Source organism: Avibacterium paragallinarum, from assembly GCF_900450705.1.
GTDB classification, from domain to species: Bacteria; Pseudomonadota; Gammaproteobacteria; order Enterobacterales; family Pasteurellaceae; genus Avibacterium; species Avibacterium paragallinarum.
On the sequence record NZ_UGHK01000002.1, the window covers coordinates 999,312 to 1,020,077 of the forward strand.

21 protein-coding genes, 1 tRNA gene and 2 pseudogenes are annotated in these 20,766 nt (G+C 39.6%); 13 read left to right on the forward strand and 11 right to left on the reverse strand.

Going from position 1 to position 20,766, the window contains the following annotated elements; translation table 11 throughout:
• Nucleotides 1–13: 13 nt before the first annotated feature.
• Entirely contained in the window at nt 14–967 is a 954-nt protein-coding gene (gene accA, locus DXZ23_RS09650) for an acetyl-CoA carboxylase carboxyl transferase subunit alpha (RefSeq protein WP_017807549.1), read from the reverse strand.
• A gap of 273 nt (nt 968–1,240) precedes the next feature.
• Here accA and DXZ23_RS09655 point away from each other — a divergent pair.
• Nucleotides 1,241–1,891 (forward strand): annotated as a pseudogene (locus tag DXZ23_RS09655) (IS1595-like element ISHpa1 family transposase).
• Between the two features lie 82 nt (nt 1,892–1,973).
• On the opposite strand, the gene DXZ23_RS09660 reads toward DXZ23_RS09655, so the two are convergent.
• Nucleotides 1,974–2,201 carry a hypothetical protein gene (locus DXZ23_RS09660; protein WP_017805843.1) on the reverse strand — a complete coding sequence of 76 codons (228 nt, stop codon included), beginning with the start codon at nt 2,199–2,201 and terminating at the stop codon, nt 1,974–1,976.
• Nucleotides 2,202–2,564: 363 nt separating this feature from the next.
• Nucleotides 2,565–3,221 carry a GTP cyclohydrolase II gene (gene ribA, locus DXZ23_RS09665; protein WP_017805844.1) on the reverse strand — a complete coding sequence of 219 codons (657 nt, stop codon included), beginning with the start codon at nt 3,219–3,221 and terminating at the stop codon, nt 2,565–2,567.
• 70 nt (nt 3,222–3,291) lie between these two features.
• On the opposite strand from ribA, the gene DXZ23_RS09670 reads away from it, so the two are divergent.
• The 8 genes from DXZ23_RS09670 (at nt 3,292) to DXZ23_RS09700 (ending at nt 8,619) form a co-directional block, all read left to right on the forward strand.
• Complete coding sequence (locus DXZ23_RS09670; protein WP_017805845.1) at nt 3,292–4,020, forward strand: phosphatase PAP2 family protein; 729 nt, start codon at nt 3,292–3,294, stop codon at nt 4,018–4,020.
• A 67-nt stretch (nt 4,021–4,087) separates the two neighbouring features.
• Nucleotides 4,088–5,002: an N-acetylglucosamine kinase gene (gene nagK / locus DXZ23_RS09675; RefSeq protein WP_017805846.1), complete on the forward strand. Its 915-nt coding sequence runs from the start codon at nt 4,088–4,090 to the stop codon at nt 5,000–5,002.
• A 376-nt stretch (nt 5,003–5,378) separates the two neighbouring features.
• Nucleotides 5,379–5,843, forward strand: coding sequence for a tetratricopeptide repeat protein (locus DXZ23_RS09680; RefSeq protein WP_017805848.1), 465 nt, complete (start codon nt 5,379–5,381; stop codon nt 5,841–5,843).
• A gap of 1 nt (nt 5,844) precedes the next feature.
• Nucleotides 5,845–7,032 carry a ComEC/Rec2 family competence protein gene (locus DXZ23_RS09685; protein WP_017805849.1) on the forward strand — a complete coding sequence of 396 codons (1,188 nt, stop codon included), beginning with the start codon at nt 5,845–5,847 and terminating at the stop codon, nt 7,030–7,032.
• Nucleotides 7,033–7,079: 47 nt separating this feature from the next.
• Nucleotides 7,080–7,631, forward strand: coding sequence for a tetratricopeptide repeat protein (locus DXZ23_RS09690; protein ID WP_021724057.1), 552 nt, complete (start codon nt 7,080–7,082; stop codon nt 7,629–7,631).
• Nucleotides 7,632–7,805, forward strand: coding sequence for a hypothetical protein (locus DXZ23_RS15465; RefSeq protein WP_017805851.1), 174 nt, complete (start codon nt 7,632–7,634; stop codon nt 7,803–7,805). It begins immediately after the preceding gene.
• Nucleotides 7,805–8,323: an SEL1-like repeat protein gene (locus DXZ23_RS09695; RefSeq protein ID WP_017805852.1), complete on the forward strand. Its 519-nt coding sequence runs from the start codon at nt 7,805–7,807 to the stop codon at nt 8,321–8,323. The genes DXZ23_RS15465 and DXZ23_RS09695 overlap by 1 nt, the downstream gene beginning before the upstream one ends.
• A 5-nt stretch (nt 8,324–8,328) precedes the next feature.
• Entirely contained in the window at nt 8,329–8,619 is a 291-nt protein-coding gene (locus DXZ23_RS09700; RefSeq protein ID WP_152416088.1) for a hypothetical protein, read from the forward strand.
• Nucleotides 8,620–8,639: 20 nt separating this feature from the next.
• Here DXZ23_RS09700 and DXZ23_RS09705 read toward each other — a convergent pair.
• From DXZ23_RS09705 to DXZ23_RS09725, 6 genes are all read right to left on the reverse strand, one after another.
• Nucleotides 8,640–9,979, reverse strand: a protein-coding gene (locus DXZ23_RS09705; RefSeq protein WP_114995503.1) for an IS3 family transposase whose coding sequence is annotated in 2 segments (ribosomal slippage) — nt 8,640–9,529 and nt 9,529–9,979 — 1,341 coding nt in all. Because the reading frame shifts where the segments join, the coding sequence is not laid out codon by codon here.
• Between the two features lie 104 nt (nt 9,980–10,083).
• Nucleotides 10,084–11,385: an L-cysteine desulfidase family protein gene (locus DXZ23_RS09710; protein ID WP_021724056.1), complete on the reverse strand. Its 1,302-nt coding sequence runs from the start codon at nt 11,383–11,385 to the stop codon at nt 10,084–10,086.
• A gap of 9 nt (nt 11,386–11,394) precedes the next feature.
• Nucleotides 11,395–11,685: an amino acid permease gene (locus DXZ23_RS15930; protein WP_238544409.1), complete on the reverse strand. Its 291-nt coding sequence runs from the start codon at nt 11,683–11,685 to the stop codon at nt 11,395–11,397.
• Nucleotides 11,682–12,671: an SLC5/6 family protein gene (locus DXZ23_RS09715; protein ID WP_021724054.1), complete on the reverse strand. Its 990-nt coding sequence runs from the start codon at nt 12,669–12,671 to the stop codon at nt 11,682–11,684. Before DXZ23_RS09715 ends, DXZ23_RS15930 begins: the two co-directional genes overlap by 4 nt.
• 26 nt (nt 12,672–12,697) lie before the next feature.
• On the reverse strand, nt 12,698–13,360 hold the full coding sequence (locus DXZ23_RS09720; protein WP_017805855.1) for a helix-turn-helix transcriptional regulator: 663 nt from the start codon (nt 13,358–13,360) through the stop codon (nt 12,698–12,700).
• 346 nt (nt 13,361–13,706) lie between these two features.
• Nucleotides 13,707–13,783: transfer RNA gene (locus tag DXZ23_RS09725), tRNA-Val, on the reverse strand.
• Nucleotides 13,784–13,977: 194 nt separating this feature from the next.
• On the opposite strand from DXZ23_RS09725, the gene pyk reads away from it, so the two are divergent.
• From pyk to tilS, 4 genes and pseudogenes are all read left to right on the forward strand, one after another.
• Nucleotides 13,978–15,417, forward strand: coding sequence for a pyruvate kinase (pyk, locus tag DXZ23_RS09730; RefSeq protein ID WP_081603121.1), 1,440 nt, complete (start codon nt 13,978–13,980; stop codon nt 15,415–15,417).
• Nucleotides 15,418–15,570: 153 nt separating this feature from the next.
• Nucleotides 15,571–16,231, forward strand: a pseudogene (locus tag DXZ23_RS09735) (NAD(P)H-dependent oxidoreductase).
• A 155-nt stretch (nt 16,232–16,386) separates the two neighbouring features.
• Complete coding sequence (pdxY, locus tag DXZ23_RS09740) at nt 16,387–17,247, forward strand: pyridoxal kinase PdxY (protein ID WP_017805857.1); 861 nt, start codon at nt 16,387–16,389, stop codon at nt 17,245–17,247.
• A gap of 13 nt (nt 17,248–17,260) precedes the next feature.
• Nucleotides 17,261–18,547, forward strand: coding sequence for a tRNA lysidine(34) synthetase TilS (tilS, locus tag DXZ23_RS09745; RefSeq protein WP_021724049.1), 1,287 nt, complete (start codon nt 17,261–17,263; stop codon nt 18,545–18,547).
• Nucleotides 18,548–18,690: 143 nt separating this feature from the next.
• Here tilS and sucD read toward each other — a convergent pair whose 3' ends face one another.
• Complete coding sequence (gene sucD, locus DXZ23_RS09750; RefSeq protein WP_017805858.1) at nt 18,691–19,560, reverse strand: succinate--CoA ligase subunit alpha; 870 nt, start codon at nt 19,558–19,560, stop codon at nt 18,691–18,693.
• A 1-nt stretch (nt 19,561) separates the two neighbouring features.
• Nucleotides 19,562–20,728 (reverse strand): ADP-forming succinate--CoA ligase subunit beta, encoded by a 1,167-nt coding sequence (gene sucC, locus DXZ23_RS09755; protein WP_017805859.1) that lies wholly within the window; start codon nt 20,726–20,728, stop codon nt 19,562–19,564.
• Nucleotides 20,729–20,766: the final 38 nt, after the last annotated feature.

Consider the following 20,766-nt stretch of genomic DNA (forward strand, 5'->3'; position numbering starts at 1 on the left):
TCACTTTTTTGTATTAGCAATATCCGTAACTCATTAAGCGTTGATAACGGCGTTCGAGTAGGGTATCTGGATCAAGAATTTCTAAATCAGCTAAATCAGCCAGTAAACGCTGTTTTAGATTTTGTGCCATTTGTTCATAATCACGATGTGCACCGCCTAATGGCTCTGGTATGATGCTATCGATAAGTTTTAGCTCTTGTAGGCGTGGTGCAGTGAGTCCCATCACTTCGGCAGCAGTGGATGCTTTGTCGGCACTTTTCCATAAAATGGAAGCACAGCCTTCAGGGGAAATCACGGAATAAGTACTGTATTGCAACATATTCACTTTATCGCCCACGCCAATGGCTAATGCACCGCCTGAGCCACCTTCACCAACCACCGTACAAATAATTGGCACTTTAAGCATCGACATTTCACGCAAATTGCGAGCGATCGCCTCTGATTGACCACGTTCTTCCGCCCCCACACCTGGGTATGCTCCCGGTGTGTCAATAAAGGTAATGATCGGGAGTTTAAAACGCTCCGCCATTTCCATTAAACGCAAGGCTTTGCGATAGCCCTCTGGAGCAGGCATCCCGAAGTTGCGTTTAACTTTGTCTTTTACGCTGCGTCCTTTTTGGTGTCCAATTACCATAACGGGTTTACCGTCTAAGCGGGCTAAACCACCCACAATGGCTTTATCGTCTGCAAAGGCACGATCGCCCGCTAGCTCTTCAAATTCGGTGAAGATTTGTTCGATATAATCTAAGGTATAAGGGCGATTTGGGTGGCGTGCCATACGCGAAACTTGCCACGCATCTAAATTGGCAAAGGTTTTTCTGGTTAATTCTTCGCTTTTTTTCTGTAAGCGAGCGATTTCATCATCAAGATTGATTTCGCTGTCTTGCCCCGCAACCGCACGCAAGGATTCAATTTTCGCTTCTAATTCGGCGATCGGGAGTTCAAAATCTAAATATTCTTGGCTCATTCATTCTTCCTAGTTTTATTTCGGCAAAATTTGCCACGCACTTTAACAATATTTTATTCAGGGTGCAAATGTGCCGTCTATTTTATGTATTTTTCAGCAAAAAAGTAGTGTTTTTTGTGTTTAGCTGGTTTGATGACTTGTAAAATTTTTTAATTAAGGAAAATTCCCCTTAATTAAAAAGCCCGCTTTGGCTTATTTGGTTTTAAGTTGATTATTCATTTTGGGGCTGTCCTAGATAACAACTAAAAAATCTATTTAGGTTAGAATGAACCAATGAGAAAAAGTCGTCTAAGTCAGCACAAACAAAATAAACTCATTGAGCTATTTGTTGCAGGTGTTACTGCAAGGACAGCAGCAGAGTTAGTCAATGTAAACAAAACGACTGCCGCATATTACTTTCATCGTTTACGCCAACTCATCTATCAAAACAGCCTTCACTTAGAGATGTTTGAAGGTGAAATTGAAGCCGATGAAAGTTATTTTGGCGGTGCTCGCAAAGGCAAACGTGGTTGTGGTGCGGCAGGGAAAATTGCGGTATTCGGGCTTCTCAAGCGCAATGGCAAGGTTTATACCGTTGCGGTTCCAAATACGCAATCTGCCACCTTGTTACCCATTATTCGGGAGCAGGTAAAGCCTGATAGTATTGTTTACACCGATAATTATCGTAGTTATGACGTGCTTGATGTGAGTGAATTTAGTCATTTTCGTATCAATCACAGCACACATTTTGCTGAAAATCATAACCACATTAACGGAATTGAGAATTTTTGAAGCCAAGCAAAACGCCATTTACGCAAATTTAATGGTATCCCAAAAGCACATTTTGAGCTTTATTTAAAGGAATGTGAATGGCGTTTTAATTACAGCAACATAAAAAGTCAAATTTCTATTTTAAAACAATTGGTTAAAGGGAGTTTAGTCTAGTTATCTAGGACAGCCCCTTCATTTTAATTGCAAAGGTAAGGCTTGCAATGGCAAGAATAATTAATCCGACGGTTAATCCCATTTAGTCCTCCTTGTTTTCTGTGAGTTTACGACAAATTCTTGCACTCCATATTGTACTGTATGCACTAATGGCGAGTGCAATGAGGTTAATGACTTTTTGCAAAAAGGGATCGTTGTTATAAAGTATCACAGGTACGGCTAAAATAGCAACTTTTGCTATGTCATCACACATTTTCGTCCACGCTTCTAATGTCCCTTTTTCATAAGGTTTTTTGAAAATATTGAACATTTTTTAGTTTCTATGGTGAATAATTAAGATTTCAGAATCAATTTCTGGCTGTTTTTCGTTAGTTCTAATCTACCCACTCATTTTTCACTTCCACTTTATAATTAAGTAGGGATTTAGCCATTGCTTCAGCACTTTCTTTCGTTACAAAAACTAGTCCAGATTTTAGTAAACTGATGTCGGATATTTTCAAATATACTTTCTAAAAACTGCATTTGCATTATGTTTAAAACGGTATCGACTTCAAAATGAGAATAGACTAACGAAACGATTTTGTGTTGTGAATCGGCATATTTAAAGTTTGCGATAGTGATCGCAAAAATGGCTCAGAATACTGAGCCACTTACTTCATAGTCTAAAGTGCGGTCATTTTTTTTGTGGAATTTCTTCCTGACAATGTGGGCAGGTCATTAGGTGTTTTTGGTTGTTATGCACGATGAAATGGCCCATTTTTTTTGCTTTGGTGCCTAAATATTCCGTGTTGTAGCGGTTTTCGCCTACGTTTAATGGAACACGTTCCACCACGTTGATCCCCGCTTTTTTCATTGTATCGATTTTATTTGGGTTGTTGGTGAGCAAGCGAACTTGTTTTACACCGAGTAGATCAAAAATATCCGCGCAAACTTCAAAATTACGCTCATCTGCGGCAAAGCCTAAGGCAAGATTGGCTTCAATGGTATCCATTCCTTGATCTTGCAGGGAATAGGCTCGGATTTTGTTAATTAAGCCAATGCCACGCCCCTCTTCGCGGTGATAAATCAGCACGCCACGGCCTTCTTCACTAATTTGGCGTAGTGCTGTGGCGAGCTGAAAACCGCAATCGCATTTCAGGCTATGTAACGCATCGCCCGTTAAACATTCCGAATGAATGCGGGCTAAAACAGGTTCATCAGGGTTTGAAATATCGCCCATTACTAAGGCAACGTGTTCTTTTTTAGTGTCGGGAAACTCAAAGCCCACAATGCGGAATAAACCAAATTCGGTCGGTAAATTGGCTTCGGTAACCCGTTGAATTTTTGTCATCGCTAAATCCTTCATTCTTTTTTTATTGAATAATGCTAAAATATGCACTCAAATTTATGGAGTGATTAAAATGTTAAAACGCCTTTCATTATATACCTTATTGCTTTGTTGTGTGCCTTTTTTTGCGTGGTTAATTAACTGGCATTGGCAAGGGGATACAAATTATACACAAATTGATACGTTGCTTTATTTTATTACCGAAACAGGCAGTTCACCTTATGCCATACTGACCTGTGCTTTTTTTGCATTGGTATATTTTTTCGCTATTCGGAATAAAAAACAAGCCCTTGCGGTGATTGCAGTGATGGCGATTTCTGTTGGGGTAACCCAAGGGGTGAAATCGGTGCTCAAAACGGTGTTTGCTGAACCTCGTCCTTTTATTGTGCAATTGGGGGAAAAATCAAGCGTTAGCCCTGACTATTTTTACGGACAACCTCGCAAAGTGCGTGAACAAATCGTGTTAGATTATTATGCAGATAAACAAATTGATATGCATTTAGTACATCACCGTAGCAAAGAAACAGGCTATTCTTTCCCCTCTGGCCACAGCATTTTTGCCGCTACTTGGCTAATGCTTGCAGTAGGCTTTGGGCAGTTGCTTGGACGTAACAATAAAGGAATGAAATATCTCACTGCAGGCATTGCCGTTTGGGCGGTGTTAATACTAGTCAGCCGTTTGCGTTTAGGAATGCATTATCCTGTTGATTTATTGGCATCGGTGTTGATCGCGTGGCTTTTCCATTGCGTGCTGTTCGTCTTGCTACCTCGTTGGCGTATTTTTCAGCCGAAAAATCAGTAAACGGCAGTGATTCGCATAAAATAAAAGTGCGGTAGGATTTCGAGAAAGTTTTTATCTGGAGGAGAAAATGTTATACGGTTTCGACATTGGCGGCACGAAAATTGAGCTGGCTGTTTTCGATGAAAAATTAGAAAAGCACTATTCCGAACGGGTGGATACACCAAAAGAAAGCTACGAACAATGGCTTGATACCATTGTGAATTTGGTGAAAAAAGCCGATGAAAAATTTGGTTCGCAAGGCTCGGTGGGCTTAGGTTTGCCAGGGTTTGTAAATCAGGATACAGGCTTGGCAGAAATAACCAACATTCGCGTAGCAGACAACAAACCCATTTTACAAGATTTAAGCCAGCGTTTAGAACGTGAAGTGCGGGCGGAAAATGACGCAAATTGCTTCGCATTATCTGAGGCGTGGGCGGAGGAAAATCAGCAATATTCTAGCGTGTTAGGGCTCATTCTTGGCACAGGCTTTGGTGGCGGGTTAGTGATTGACGGCAAAATCTATTCAGGGCAAATTGGAATGGCAGGCGAGCTAGGGCATATGCAGCTCAACTACCACGCATTAAAATTGCTCGGCTGGGATAATGCACCAATTTACCAATGTGGCTGTGGCAATTCCGCCTGCTTAGATACCTATCTTTCAGGGCGAGGCTTTGAAATGCTCTATCGCGACCTCAAAGGCGAAGCCCTCTCAGCGAAAGACATCATTCAACGTTTTTACGCCCAAGAGCAAAGTGCGGTGGATTTTGTGGCAATGTTTGTGGAACTCGCCGCGATTTCTATCGGCAACATCATCACCGCCCTTGATCCTCATCTCATCGTGCTAGGCGGCGGCTTGTCGAATTTTGATTATCTCTACCAAGCCTTACCCAAAGCCCTCCCTAACCACTTAATGCGAAGTGCCAAAGTGCCAGTGATTAAAAAAGCCAAATACGGCGACTCAGGCGGCGTGCGTGGGGCGGCGGCATTGTTTCTTTCTCGTTAAAGATAACCCCTCATTTTTTCAGCAAATTTAACCGAACGGGGCAAAACCTCGCTCGGTTTTTTTCGTTTTCTTATCAGCGTATAAAACAGGCATTTTCTCTTAAAAGTGCGGTGGTTTTTTAAGCCATTTTTCATCATCTCCCTCTCTTAAAATTAGGCTAAATATTCAACAATTTCAAGGGAGTATACTCCCTGTTGTTCTCTCTTTACAGAGAGAACAAAACCCTTTGCCGAAAGGAAAAAATCTTGTTACTTCGATTGAAATATGTACAACAGAGAGAAAGGAATATGCTCACTGCCTTTTTCTTTGTGGAAAGCCTTCTCTTTGCCTTATTGTTTCAATCATTGGTTTAATTGCTTTATATAAGGAAAACACAATGAAATTTACAAAAACATTACTTACCACTGCTCTTTTTTCACTTTCTGTATTTAGCACCACGCAAATAGCGTATGCAGAAACCAATAATGCTGAGCTTGTTGAGCAAGCTATTTTATCTGATGGAGAACAATTAAAACGAGTTATGGAGGCTTTTGAAAGGGAAGAATTTGATACGGTTATTTCTTTGGCTCAACCACTAGCTGCTCAAGGAAATGTGATGGCACAGAGTGTTTTGGGTTTCGCATATGCAAGTAGAGAAGAGTATTTCCAAGCGTTTAAATGGTATCAAAAAGCCGCAGAGCAGGGATATGCACTAGCTCAATCTTATTTAGGGTTTATGTATGACAACGGACGTGGGGTAAAACAAGATTTAAATCTTGCCAAAATGTGGACGGGCAAAGCTTGTGATAATGGAAATCCAAAAGGGTGTGATACGTATCGTATGTTAAATGAGGGGAAATAAGATGAGTAGTTTAATTTGCACCTTTTGGGGCGTTGGGCAAGGCTTGTTTTCTAGTGGAAAAATTAAAAGAGATAACAATGATTTTATTTGGGTCTATGATTGTGGAACATCCTCTGCAAAAAAATTTATTAGTAATGCCATTCAGGCAATGAAGCAAGATTATCCAGAAGAATACATTGATTTGATGATGATTTCTCACTTTGATAGAGATCATATTAATGGTATTGATGAGTTATTGAGAAATTATAAAGTTCGTTATTGGTTATTACCTTATTATCCTCTTTGGAAGCGGTTGTTAGTTGCTCATCTTTCAGGGATAAACCAAGAAAATGAATTATTTTCTTTTTATCTTGATCCTGTTAATTATTTAAAGAAAAAATATGGCGATAGTTTGAAAGAATGTACTTTTTTATTATTACCTGAGATAGAAAATAAATACGAAAAAATTACCTCTCCCACTTCTGAGATAAATAATGATAATTTATGGTTTAAAGAAATAAAAAAAGATTTTAAACAAGATGAAAGCTATAGCAATGCTCAGCATATAAAACTATTAGATCCCTATTATTCTTTGTTGTGTAACGATGTTGAGTTTGTACCTTATAATGTACCATTGAATACATTGAATTTGTCTGGAAATATTCTTCAAAATATTCAGCCTAAAATTGATACTATTATAAAAAATTCCAATAATGCTAAGGCAATGATTCAAAATTTAACTAAGTTATATGATAGCACTTTTGGTAAAAGAAATAGAAATAAAATATCATTGTTTGTTTATGTAAATGAATTAAATTCATTTGGATTTAGTTCGGCAGAATATTATCAAATTCAGCCTCCTTATACAGTGGTTTTTAATCAAATAACTTGTAAAAAATGGGGGCGTTTTAAAAATGCAATTCTTTATACTGGAGACGGCTATTTATCTAATCCGACTGAATGGGCTAATTTACAGAAAGTATTAGGTAATGACAGAATTAGCAATATTTTTGCGTTACAAGTAATGCATCACGGTGCTAGCTCTAATTGGTACAGCGGGTTAGCTTCTCAGATAAAACCTACAGTTAGTATTTTTTCTGCGGATAATACTAACTGTAGATATAAACATCCTCATGCACAGGTTGTAAAAGACTTTTTACCTTACTCACCTTTTTTAGTAAATAAACTAGCTACATTAAAATTGAAATAACATTCGTATTATTATTTTTTAAGAGAATTATTTTAAGAGGAAACACAATGAAATTCACAAAAACATTATTAACCACCGCTCTTTTTTCATTTTCTGTATTGAGTGCCTCGCAAATGGCATATGCGGTTTCAGATCAAGAAACACAGTTCCAACAAGGCTTAGAGGCAGCGGAACGTGGTAATTTTGCGACCGCATTGCAATTATGGAAGCCTTTAGCAGAGCAGGGAAATGCAAGTGCTCAATCTAATTTGGCTTTGATGTATCGTAAGGGACAAGGGGTAAAGCAGGATTATTTCCAAGCGGTGAAATGGTATCAAAAAGCGGCAGAGCAGGGAAATGCAGATGCTCAATTTAATTTGGCTTTGATGTATAAAAATGGACAAGGGGTAAAACAGGATGATTTCCAAGCGGTGAAATGGTATCAAAAAGCCGCAGAGCAGGGAGATGCATCGGCTCAAAATAATTTGGGGATAATGTATCGCTTAGGGAAAGGCGTTAAACAAGATGATAATCTTGCCAAAATGTGGGCGGGCAAAGCTTGTGAGAATGGAGAGCAAAATGGGTGTGATGTGTATCGTATGTTAAATGAGGGAAAATAAATGCGAGCAAAATTAGCTTCATTCTTTGGCAAGATGGCGTTTTTGGCGTTTGCGATTTTAGCCGCTTGCATTGCCTTTTTACCCTATGTGGGAGTGAAAATTACTTATGTGTGCTTACCCGTGGGCGTGATAAGTGGGCTGTTATGGTATTGGTTTAGCGAAAAGGAAGAATAATGAAAAATACAACAAAAATTTTCACCGCACTTTTTATTTCTGCGGTCATCAGTGGGGGCGTTTACTATACACAATTCACTCCTGAACAACGGGAAATTCGCCAGTTAGAAAAAAATGTACAACTAGTGCGAGATTATGACGATGAAGAAGCTTGGAAAGCCCTTGAACAAGTTCCCCATGAGCGTTTACGATTGCTGGCGGAAAAAGGCAACGCTGCAGCACAATATCAATTAGGGGTTTATTACGATAGTAAAGATAAAAAAGCACTAGCAGAAACGTGGTTTAAAAAAGCAGCAGAACAGCATTTTGCAATGGCTTATCGCCAGTTAGCCCTTATTGAAGCACGAAAACACGACAACCAACAAAAATATATCGAATTTCTGAAACAAGCCTATCAGCTTGGGGATAAAGGTAGTCAGATGTTATTGGCAGTAAACGCACTAGAAGAGGATGATAAGCTCACCGCCTTAATGTTAGTGGAGGAAGTGGCACAGCAAAAAATGAGGATAAAGCGGTAGCGTTGTTGGCTGAAATTCCAGAAATCGCACAGGAAGAGGATATTGCTACCTTATCGGATTTAAAAATTTATATTGTAGGAATGAAAGATAAAATTGATGATCCGCTTGTTCAAGATAAAATTGAGCAGTTAGAAGAGGAAATGGTGGCGAGTAAAGAGCCAAAAATCTTGATCTTGCTAGGCGAAAAGGAAAGCGATCAGTCTAAAGCGAAAGTCTATTTTGGCGAAGCCTGTGATGCGGGTAGCCAAGAGGGCTGTGATAAATATCGAGAGCTGAATGAGAAAGGCGTTAAATGATCTGCCCCCAAAAAGTTAGACTATATTCTAATTTCATTCAAGGACTGAGTTCTGTATTCCACAGGGCTTAGTCCTTTGAGCTTCACTTGAATACGCTCATTGTTGTAGTAATGAATGTACTCGTGAATCACTTTTTCAAGCTGTTCAAAGGTTTCAAACCGCTTGCCAAAGTAACATTCCGTCTTCAATCGCCCGAAAAAGCTTTCCATCGCACCATTATCAAGGCAATTGCCTTTTCTCGACATACTTTGCGTAATACCGTGTTTTTTCAATATCTCCCGATAACCCATCATTTGATACTGCCATCCTTGGTCGGAATGCAGTATCGGTTTTTCCCCCGCTAATCGGTTCACCGCCTGGGTCAGCATTCTGGTTATCTGCTCAAAACTCGGACTTCTCGCCACATCATAAGCAATAATTTCGTTATTAAACAAGTCTTTAATCGGCGATAAATACACTTTGCCTTCCGCACATTTGAACTCGGTGATATCCGTTACCCACTTCTCATTCGGCATCGTTGCCGTAAAATCCCGTTGCAACAGATTATCGGCAATGTGTCCCACTTTGCCTTGGTAAGAACGATATTTTTTCTGCTTACTTTTTCCTTTTAACCCCAAACGTTGCATTATCGCTTGCCCCCTTTTGTGGTTGATAATCAAGTATTTCCTTAATTCCAAGGTAATTCGACGATAACCATAATTTTCGTCATTTTTGCGATAAATTTCCTCTATTTTCTGTGAAATCGCTACATTTTTATCCGACTTTGGCTTGAGATGATAAAAGAACGAACTGCGTGCCAATCCGATTAGCCTGAGTAACAATTCCAACGGGAAACGCGAGCGTAAGGCATTTACGATGACGGCTTTTTCTGCATTTTTTGTTGGTTGAGTTCCTGCAACTTTTTTAGCATTGCATTCTCCGCTTCTAATTCCAAAATTCGGTAACGCAAGCGTTCTTCTTCTGTTTTGGGCGTTGGTGGCATTTTAGGTGAGTTGAGTTTCATACTTGGACGACCTTTAGGTTTGAGTAATAACCCATCTATACCTTGTTTTTCAAAGCGTTGCAACCATTGACTAATTATCCCTGAACTGGGGATATCAAAGCGAAAGCAGGCGGCTTCAGCGGAGCACTGGCCTTTTTTGATAGCTTGAATAACCTTTAATTTAAACTCAACAGAATAATATCGTTTTTTACCTAACACAGCTAATCCATTGATTCCATTATGATTAAATTTCGCAATCCAACGTGCTAACGTGCTTTGGGGAAGCTGAAAATACTGGCGAGTAAGCGAACGGTTTTTTCCATTTTGATGATAAAAGTCGAGCACTTGTTGTTTGAAACGTTGAGTATATTTAGTCATAAAAAATCTGCACCTTAATCAGTTGGTTGTTTAGTCTAACTTTTGGGGTGCAGATCAAAAAAACACCGCACTTTTATCCTGGCTAAGCAATGAAAAATGCTTACTTAATCTTGTGGCTTACTCGCCATTATTTCAATAATTTGTACATCAGTATGTTGCATACTTTTACAAGCGATCGCACATAAATTATCAATACTTTGATCCACACAGTGATCCACTATGCCTTCATTTCCTGTAACACCGGTTTGGTTCATTGCCATCAGCACGGATTTATAGGCTGAAGTCACACTGGTTGAAACTTTCATCGCACAGCTATTCGCTGCACCATCACAAATCATTCCACTAATATCACCAATCATACTGCTGATTGCCATTGCTGCCGTATCAAATTTATTGGTGAGTAGGTAAGAAATCCCCGCACAACTTCCCATCGCTGCCGTTGTTACGGCACAAAGGGCAGAAAGTTTCGGTAATTTGCTATGAATAAAAATCGCCATTAGATGCGATAAAAATAATGCTCTAATTCGTTTCTCTTCATCAGCTTGAATGTGATCGGCAACCACAACCACAGGCATTGTCGCTGTAATCCCCTGATTTCCAGATCCTGAATTACTCATCGCGGGAAGTGTTGCTCCGCCCATTCTGGCATCGGACGCGGCGGTGGTGTTAATCATTATGCGGGAAAGCAAGTCATCTGACATTAAGCCATCGCCAATATGTTTTTGTAGCGTGCGTCCAATATGTAAGCCGTAATCGTTACGAAGCCCTTCCGCTGATAATGCCGCATTAAGTTTTTCCGCTTGCTGGATAAATTTGATCTTTTCTAATTCAATTTGTGTAGCAAAATCAAAAATATCTTTGGCTTTTAATTGGTTAAACATTGCATAAGGATCGATCTGCTGTGCTTGGCTTTCTTCCGCTTTAAACAACACATCGCCATTTTTTTCAATCAGAATAATATTCGTATGTTGCCCTTGAATAACCACTCTCACCCAATCTTCACCCGCATAAATCGTGGATTCTGCATACAGAATTTGGTCGGTCTGCTTAATGCTTACTTTTACTTTATGTTGCTGAAGTAGCTGTTTGGCTTGTTCAACCTGTTCTGGGGTAATTTTCTTCAACACTTCTAAACCCGCTGAGGCATCACCACCTAGTGCACCCACTGCTGCGGCTATGGGTAACCCAACCATTCCGGTTCTCGGTACAGCAACGCCTAAACCATTTTTCATTAGATTAGGTGAAACTTTTGCAACAATTTTTTCGGGATATAGCCCTAAATAATGAGCGGCAGTTGCTGAAGCTAACGCCAACGAAATCGGTTCTGTACAGCCTAAAGCAGGAACCACATCTTGTTGAACAATATCAATTAGTGCGGTTTCAAAATTTCGTAAATTTTCGTTCATCGTAAGCTCCTACATTAATGCTAAGAATGGTGAAAGGCACAATAAAATACCAGTAATAATAATGATGTAAAGCCCTATTCCTTTATATTTATGCAACATTGGTACTTTATACACTAAATAAGCTGGAATAAGACAACCCACTAAACCAAAAATCGGGCTACAGATTGAGGTGAAACTCAATACTGGAGCATTCAATACAATCGCTCCCCAAGCAAGTAAAATCGCCGCCAACATAATGCCTTTCGCAACCCATTTATGATTAATTTTTTCAGCAGGCATAAAACGCTGTAGCATATTCAATACAATACAATACCTTGTGTTGCTTCGTGGAAACCAAGATATACGCCAAAAAAGGCGGTCATTACAGCAAAAATATTTAAAATCATTCCCACATAAGTTGCCCAGGAGCCAGGAAAAAATTGAGCCACAATGGCTAATGCAGAAATATTTTGTTCATAAGCTTTGAGTGCTTCTTCTTTCCCCATTACGAGAGTAAAAGAAACGGCATAGAAAAACACAGAGGTAAATAAAACCAAAAACGCAATATTCATCGCACGCAACGCTTTACGACGGGCAATTTCAGGATCTTGTTCTCTGGAACGGTATGAAATCACCATTGGACTGAGTGTTTGAATAAATAAAATTGAAGTAAGCGTAAAAGGCAAGGTAATAATGGCATTTTTAATTAACAGCCCTGTTTCAGGCAAGGCTCCGATATTTGCCAAGTGCCACATACCGATCATTGAAAAACCTAGTGCAATCACCACGAAAAGTTTAGTTAGCACCATAAAACTCGACAATTTAAATAATAATTGCTCACCGCGTGAAGCAATCGCCACTAAAAAACAAATAATCACTAAACCGTAAAATGGATTTTTGGATAGCAGTTCATCTGTAACGCCAAAAGTCTGCAAATAAGAGGCACTGTCATTGGTGATGGCAGTGGAATAAACGAACATCCAAATAATCAACATCACAAAATAAAGCAACCCTAATAACACACCCCAGTTTTTACCCAAATAGCCCGAGATCACACTGGGATAGTCTTGGCATTTTGGCGATTCTGCCAAGGTATTAATAAAAAGCCGTTGGAATAAATACATCGCGGGATAACCAATAATGGAGGAAAGCAAAAACACCCACATTCCCATTAATCCAACTTGTACAGGTAAAAACACAATCCCTGCCCCAATCGCCATACCAATACTCATAATCACCCAACCGAAATCGGTGGAATCAAATTTCATCGCTTGTTTCATTTCTTGTTTAGAAAGTGGCGTACCCATAGTATTTCTCCTTGATGTTTTAAACATTAATTTGATTTTAATTCACGCAAATGTTTATACACTGCGTGTTTTGTAATCCCTAATTTCTCTGCGGTAACATTAATTGCCTCTTTTAGCTCAAAAATACCGCTTTCATTTAATAATGAAATTAATAATTTCGTTTTATTTTTCGCCGTAACATTATGATGTTGCTCAAGTTGCATTCTTGCTTTTTGTAACGATTGCTCAACCAAATGCTCAACATCAGCCCCGAAAACCTCATTATTAACGAGGTTTCCTGTAGGTAATTGAAAAGATTGCAAAATAGAATGAAAAGGAAAAGATAAATTCAGATTAATACAAATCAAACCGATCGGCTGCCCTTGTTCACCAATGATAATATGGGTGGTTGATTTCATTACACTGCCATTAGCGGCTGTGGAAAAATAGCTCTGCTCAATATGTGTTGGGTTAGCCTGATAGGCCTTTAAAATTTTTAATGCCTTGTCTGTTATAGGTGAGCCTACCTTACGTTCAGTATGAAACCCATTCACAATTTTAACCACCGAACAGCTTAACTCACTCAGTTCGTGAATGACAATCTCCGCAAAATCCCCCAATAAACTGGCTAATAGATCTGCCAAAGGAAAATACGATGCTAAAATTTTTTGATCCCCTACTGAAAGTTTCTTTGATAACTCTACTGACATATCCCCTCCATTAGTTAAAAATAGTTTACTACTTACTCAAACAAAAGTTAAAATATTTTAACTAAATTTGTGATCCAAGTATCATTTTTTTAACTTTGACAGATAAAAACCGGCAAGATTGGATTATTTTTATTAAAAATTAGTATTAGTGATCAGTGGTGTAAAGATTTCCCTTCTTCTAATCGCAACATTGTGAGAAGTTAAAATGTAGGCTCTTGTTACTAAAATCTTTGGTTATAGGCAGTTAATTATGATGAGTTGCAAGGGGTAAAATAGGCTAACACCTTAATATTTCGGGCATTAAAAAAGCCTTCCGAGAGGTTTCGAAAGGCTCAGATAGGCTGTTTGGTGCGACTAGCTGGACTCGAACCAGTGACCCCCACCATGTCAAGGTGGTGCTCTAACCAACTGAGCTATAGTCGCATGTATTATTTCCTGTGAGTATATCTAATTCCATTAACTAATACAATAGAGTTTATAAAACTTGCCTAGTAATCGCTATAAAATTAACCATAGCGTTTTATTTTTTATCATCAACGATCTCGATTTTCTTCTATTTTAAGCATATAATGTGGGGCAATTTTTTAATTGAATATTATGAATAATGGAGATAAATAATGTCTAGAAGACTTAGACGAACAAAAATCGTATGTACTATGGGACCTTCAACTGATCGTGGTAATAATTTAGAAAAAATTATTGCAGCAGGTGCAAATGTAGTAAGAATGAATTTCTCTCACGGAACCCCTGAAGATCATATTGGTCGAGCTCAACGTGTACGTGAAATTGCACAAAAATTAGGTAAAACTGTAGCCATTCTTGGAGATTTGCAAGGTCCTAAAATTCGTGTTTCCACCTTTAAAGATGGCAAAATTTTCTTAAATGTTGGTGAGAAATTTGTTTTAGACGCCGAATTACCAAAAGGTGAAGGTACCCAAGAATCAGTAGGTTTAGATTATAAAACTTTGCCTCAAGATGTTGTTCCAGGCGATATTTTATTATTAGATGACGGTCGAGTTCAGTTAAAAGTTTTATCTACTGAAGGTGCAAAAGTATTCACAGAAGTTACCGTTGGTGGTCCACTTTCAAATAATAAAGGGATTAATAAACTAGGTGGAGGCTTATCTGCTGATGCTTTAACTGAAAAAGATAAAGCGGACATTATCACTGCGGCACGAATTGGCGTAGATTACTTAGCAGTTTCTTTCCCTCGTTCTGGCGAAGACTTACATTATGCACGTAAACTTGCTGAAGATGCGGGATTAAAAGCCAAAATAGTCGCTAAAGTTGAACGTGCTGAGGCCGTCGCGACGGATGAAGCAATGGACGATATTATTCTTGCTTCTGATGTTATTATGGTGGCGCGTGGTGACTTAGGGGTTGAAATTGGTGATCCTGAATTAGTAGGCGTACAGAAAAAATTGATTCGTCGTTCTCGCCAGTTAAATCGTGTAGTCATCACAGCAACGCAAATGATGGAATCAATGATTAGCAATCCAATGCCAACCCGTGCTGAAGTAATGGATGTTGCTAATGCAGTATTAGATGGCACAGATGCGGTAATGCTTTCAGCAGAAACTGCAGCTGGTCAATATCCTTCTGAAACGGTAGCAGCAATGGCAAAAGTATGCCTAGGTGCCGAAAAAATGCCTAGCGTAAATGTTTCACGCCATCGCGTAGACCGTACATTCGACACAATAGAAGAAGCTGTCGCAATGTCTGCGATGTTTGCAGCTAATCATATGAAAGGGGTCGCTGCAATTATTGCAATGACAAATAGCGGACATACCGCCAAACTAATGTCTCGTATTAGTTCTGGATTACCTATTTTTGCATTATCTCGTCATCAAGAAACCTTAAATCTTTGTGCTTTATATCGTGGTGTTATACCAGTACATTTCGATCAAGAAAGTCGTACCATTGAAGGATTAAAATCAGCAATTCAATTATTGAAAGATAAAGGTTACTTAGTAACTGGTGATCTTGTATTATTAACACAAGGAGATTTATTAACTTCTGGTGGAACAAATACTTGTCGCACATTAGTCGTTGAATAATCTACATTTTTAAGTTAAAAAAAGAAAGTTACTCATCAAAAGTGAGTAACTTTTTTATTTAGCCGCGATCAAATTAGGTAAATATAGCCTTTCTATGTTTATTCTATATATTGCTATAATAAGGGTATTTTAACATTATTGGGTGGACTAAGAATGGATTTCATCAGTAAAGAACAAGTATTAGAAAAATTTCATTTTCGTGCCGCAACACGCTTCTACGACCCGAATAAAAAAGTGTCCCGTGAAGACTTTGATTATATTCTCGAACTTGCACGTTTATCACCAAGTTCGGTTGGATCTGAGCCTTGGCATTTTATCGTAATTCAATGCAGAATTGCATGAAAAATTAAAACCCGTAAGTTGGGGAATGGCTACGCAACTTGATGATGCAAGCTATATTGTAGCAATTTTAGCAAAGAAAAATGCTCGCTATGATTCAGATTATTTTCATAACATACTACTAAAGCGAGGCTTAAGTTCAGAACAAATTACTAAAGCTAAAGAGAAATATCGCACGTTCCAACAAGATGATATGAAAATACTCGAAAATGAACGTACATTATTTGATTGGTGCAGCAAACAAACTTACATTGCTTTAGCAAATATGATGACAGGGGCGGCACTCATTGGTATTGATAGCTGCCCAATTGAAGGATTTAATTATGATGCTGTTAACCAAATTTTAGCCGACTCAGCGGCTTTTGATCCTAATGAGTGGGGAGTATCGGTAATTGTGACCTTTGGATATCGAGCCAAAAATATTAAACCCAAATCAAGAAAATCATTAAAAGAATTAGTTACTTGGCTTGATTAAATAATAAAAGTTTTGACTTTACAAATTTGTTTTCTATAAGCTGTAAAGATCATTGTAGCCACTTTGGCTACTCTCCATAGATTTTACTCAACAAATAGCCAAAATATAATGTAGTATTAGAAATTATGTACCAACTGATTAAGGAGCATTCTTAAATGAAATGTTTACTTTCAATTCAATCTCACGTTGTCTATGGTTATGCAGGAAATAAATCTGCCACTTTTCCAATGCAATTACTCGGCATTGATGTTTGGGCGTTAAACACGGTGCAATTTTCCAACCATACCCAATATGGGCAGTGGACGGGAATGGTAATGCCACCAGAACAAATTGGGGAAATCGTGCAAGGCATTGATAATATTGGTCAATTACACAAATGCGACGCGGTAATTTCGGGTTACATTGGCTCAGCGGAGCAAGTGGAAGAAATTATCCACGCTGTGCAAAAAGTGAAATCTCGCAACCCTAACGCAGTTTATTTATGTGATCCCGTGATGGGACACCCTGACAAAGGCTGCATCGTGGCTGATGGCGTGAAAGAAAACCTCATCAACCTTGCTATGGCGAAAGCGGATATTATCGCACCGAATTTGGTGGAACTGCGTGAACTGAGCGGTTTACCAGTAGAAAACTTTGCTCAAGCCATTGAAGCGGTAAAAGCAATTTTAGCCAAAGGGCCGAAAAAAGTGCTGGTGAAACATCTTAGCAAAGTGGGGCAAGATCCGAGCCAGTTTGAAATGCTCCTCGCCAATGAGCAAGGCATTTGGCACATCAGCCGTCCGCTACACCAATTTGCTAAAGAACCTGTGGGCGTGGGCGATTTAACCGCAGGGCTATTTATGGCAAATTTACTCAACGGCAAAAGCGATGTGGAAGCCTTTGAGCATACCGCCAATGCCGTTAATGATGTGATGACGGTAACACAACAGCAGGATAACTATGAACTGCAAATTGTGGCTGCACGTGAACAGATTGTTCGCCCTGTGAGCCAATTTAACGCAGTGAAAATCGCCTAACATTGCCCTTGCTATGACGCTAATTGAGCAATTTCAACAGCAATTACAACGCCAGCCCCACTCGCATTTTCTGATTGCCTTAAGCGGTGGGCTGGATTCTACCGTGCTGCTCGCATTATGGGAAAAATATCGCCAAAAACAACCGCACTTACAACTGCGGGCGATCCACATTCATCACGGGTTAAGCCCGAATGCGGATCACTGGGTTGCACATTGCCAACAGCTTTGCCAGCAATTTTCCATTCCCTTGATCGTTGAAAAAGTGCAACTTTCACGGGGAATGGGGGTGGAAGCAGCTGCTCGCCAAGCCCGTTATCACGCCATTCAATGCCATATTTTGCCGCAAGAAATGTTGGTTACCGCCCACCACCAACAAGATCAAACGGAAACCTTTTTTCTTGCCTTGAAAAGAGGTAGCGGTGTCAACGGATTATCAGCGATGAAAACGCAAAGTGCGGTGTTTAATTTCACGATTTTTCGCCCCCTGCTCCCCTTCTCTCGCCAGCAACTTCATCAATATGCCATTGAAAATCAGCTAAATTGGATTGAAGACGAAAGCAATCAAAATAACCAGTACGAACGCAATTTTTTACGCAATCAAATTTTGCCCCAACTGCGTGAACGCTGGGCGTATTTCGATCAAGCAGTGCAACGCAGTGCTAACCATTGTGCCGAACAACAGCAATTATTAGCGGAATTGCTCCAAGCAGAGCTAGAAAAAAATAGTCGAAAAAACGACCGCACTTTTGACCTGACGAATTTTCACCAATGGTCAATGCTGAAGCAAAAAGCCCTGCTCCGCTTATGGCTGGAAACCTTGCAACAGCCAATGCCTAGCAGTAAACAGCTCTCACAAATCATTCAAGACGTGATTCTTGCCGAGGTGGATCGCAATCCGCAATTTCAGCTTGGTGATAAAATGCTCCGCCGTTATCAACATCGGTTGTATCTCACCGAGCATTTTGCCGATCTCCGCCAGCTTAGCCTGCCCGTAACCCTCAACCAACCTATAACTTTGCCCGACAAGTTAGGGCAAATTTGCTTAACGGAAACCCCAACGGGCGTGCAAGCAATGTGGCAAGATTACATTCAGCCCCTGCCTAAACCTGAAGCCCCTATTAGTATTCGCTTCGCCTATTCAGGCAAAGTGAGAAACCCAAATGGCATTAACCAAGATATCAAAAAATGCTGGCAAGCCCATAATGTCCCCGTGTGGCAACGCAACCGCATTCCACTGATTTTTTATGGCGAAACCTTTCAAAGTGCTGTGGGATTTTTCAAAAATTTTGTTATTTCTTAAATGCCATTCAGAAAGCTATTACATAACAGCACAAAAACGGCACTATTCACATTGCAAAGAATATTCGCGATAATTTCATAAGCATACTTAAAAAAAAGGGGAAATAGATTCCCCTTACATTTTTTATAAAATAATTTATTGCCTTAACTTAACACGTTTTTCAATGCCAATCCTATCTCCGCTAAACTACTCACTGTCACTACCCCTGCTTGTTGTAATGCGTGAATTTTTTCATCTGCTGTGCCTTTTCCACCTCTGATAATAGCTCCAGCGTGCCCCATTCGTTTACCCTTAGGTGCGGTGATGCCAGCAACATACGCAATGACAGGTTTAGTAACATTATCACGAATAAAAGATGCTGCCTCCTCTTCTGCCGTACCACCAATTTCTCCTATCATTACGATTGCTCGTGTTTCAGGATCCACTTGGAAACGTTTAAGAATATCAATAAAGCTGGAACCTGGAATTGGATCTCCACCAATACCGACGCAGGTGGATTGCCCAAAGCCTTCATCCGTAGTCTGTTTTACTGCCTCATAAGTTAATGTTCCTGAGCGAGATACAATGCCGATATATCCTTTTTGATGAATATTTCCTGGCATTATGCCGATTTTACATTCATCAGGCGTAATAATACCAGGACAGTTTGGTCCAATCATCACCACGCCCGTTTCGTTAAGTTTTTGTTTGATTTGTAGCATATCTAACGTTGAAATTCCCTCAGTGATGCAAACAATCAGCGATATCCCAGCATCAATAGCTTCAAAAATCGCATCCTTACAAAAAGGAGCGGGAACATAAATCATTGTTGCTGTTGCCTCTGTTTGTAGCACGGCTTCTCGCACAGTATTAAACACGGGTAATCCAAGATGTGTCGTCCCTCCTTTACCTGGTGACACACCTCCCACTAATTTTGTACCATAAGCCAGTGCTTGTTCCGAATGAAAAGTACCTTGCCCTCCAGTAAAACCTTGACAAATTACTTTGGTATCTTTATCGACTAAAATTGACATTTTATTCTCCCTTTGCTGCCTTAACGACTTCAATTGCCGCTTGCTGTAAACTTTGTGCTGAAATAATATTGGTATCACTTTGAGTCAACATCATTCTACCTTGTTCGGCATTCGTTCCCTCTAAACGAACAACAACAGGCACACTCACTCCCACCTCTTTACTCGCGGCTAATATACCTTCAGCAATCAAATCACAACGCACAATCCCCCCAAAAATATTTACTAAAATCGCCTTTACAGCGGGATCAGTTAAGATGATTTTAAACGCCTCAGCAACGCGTTCTTTAGTTGCACCGCCACCAACATCAAGGAAGTTGGCTGGCTGTCCGCCGTATAATTTAATAATATCCATCGTTCCCATTGCTAGACCTGCCCCATTTACCATACAGCCAATATTACCATCTAATGCCACATAATTTAGATTCCATTTTTCTGCTTCAGCTTCACGGGGATCTTCTTGACTCAAATCTCGCATTGCAAGCAAATCAGGATGACGATATAACGCGTTACTATCCACTACCACTTTTGCATCAAGGCAATGCAGTTCATCATTATCTAAAATAACTAATGGATTAATCTCTAATAAGGCAAGATCTTTTTCAATAAATAACCGACTAAGCTGACAAAACATTTCACTAAATTGTTTAATTTGTTTACCTTTTAAACCAAGCTTAAAGGCCAATTCTCTCCCTTGATAAGGCATTCCTCCCACGAGTAAATCAAGGCGAATACGGTGCAGTAAGTGCGGTGATTTTTCTGCCACTTCTTCAATATTTACCCCACCTTCTGAAGAAACCATAAAGACAATATGCTGTGAGCTACGATCAATCACAGCACTTAGATAAAGCTCTTTTTTAACTGAAATACAAGGCTCAAGATAAATCTTATTAACAGGCTGACCTTTAGCATTTGTTTGGAAAGTAACTAGAGGTTTACCTAAAAATTTATCAAAAAATGACCGCACTTCTTTTTCAGAGCTGACCACTTTTACGCCGCCTGCTTTGCCCCGTCCGCCGGCATGAACTTGGCACTTTACCACCCACTTTGAACCGCCTAGCTTTTTCACTGCCTCAAAAGCTTGCTCTACATTTTCGCACACATAGCCTTCGCTAATTGGTAAACCATACTGAGCAAAAAGTTGCTTTGCTTGGTATTCGTGTAAATTCATCTTCTCTTGTTCTCCCTTTTTATCCCTATTTTGATACA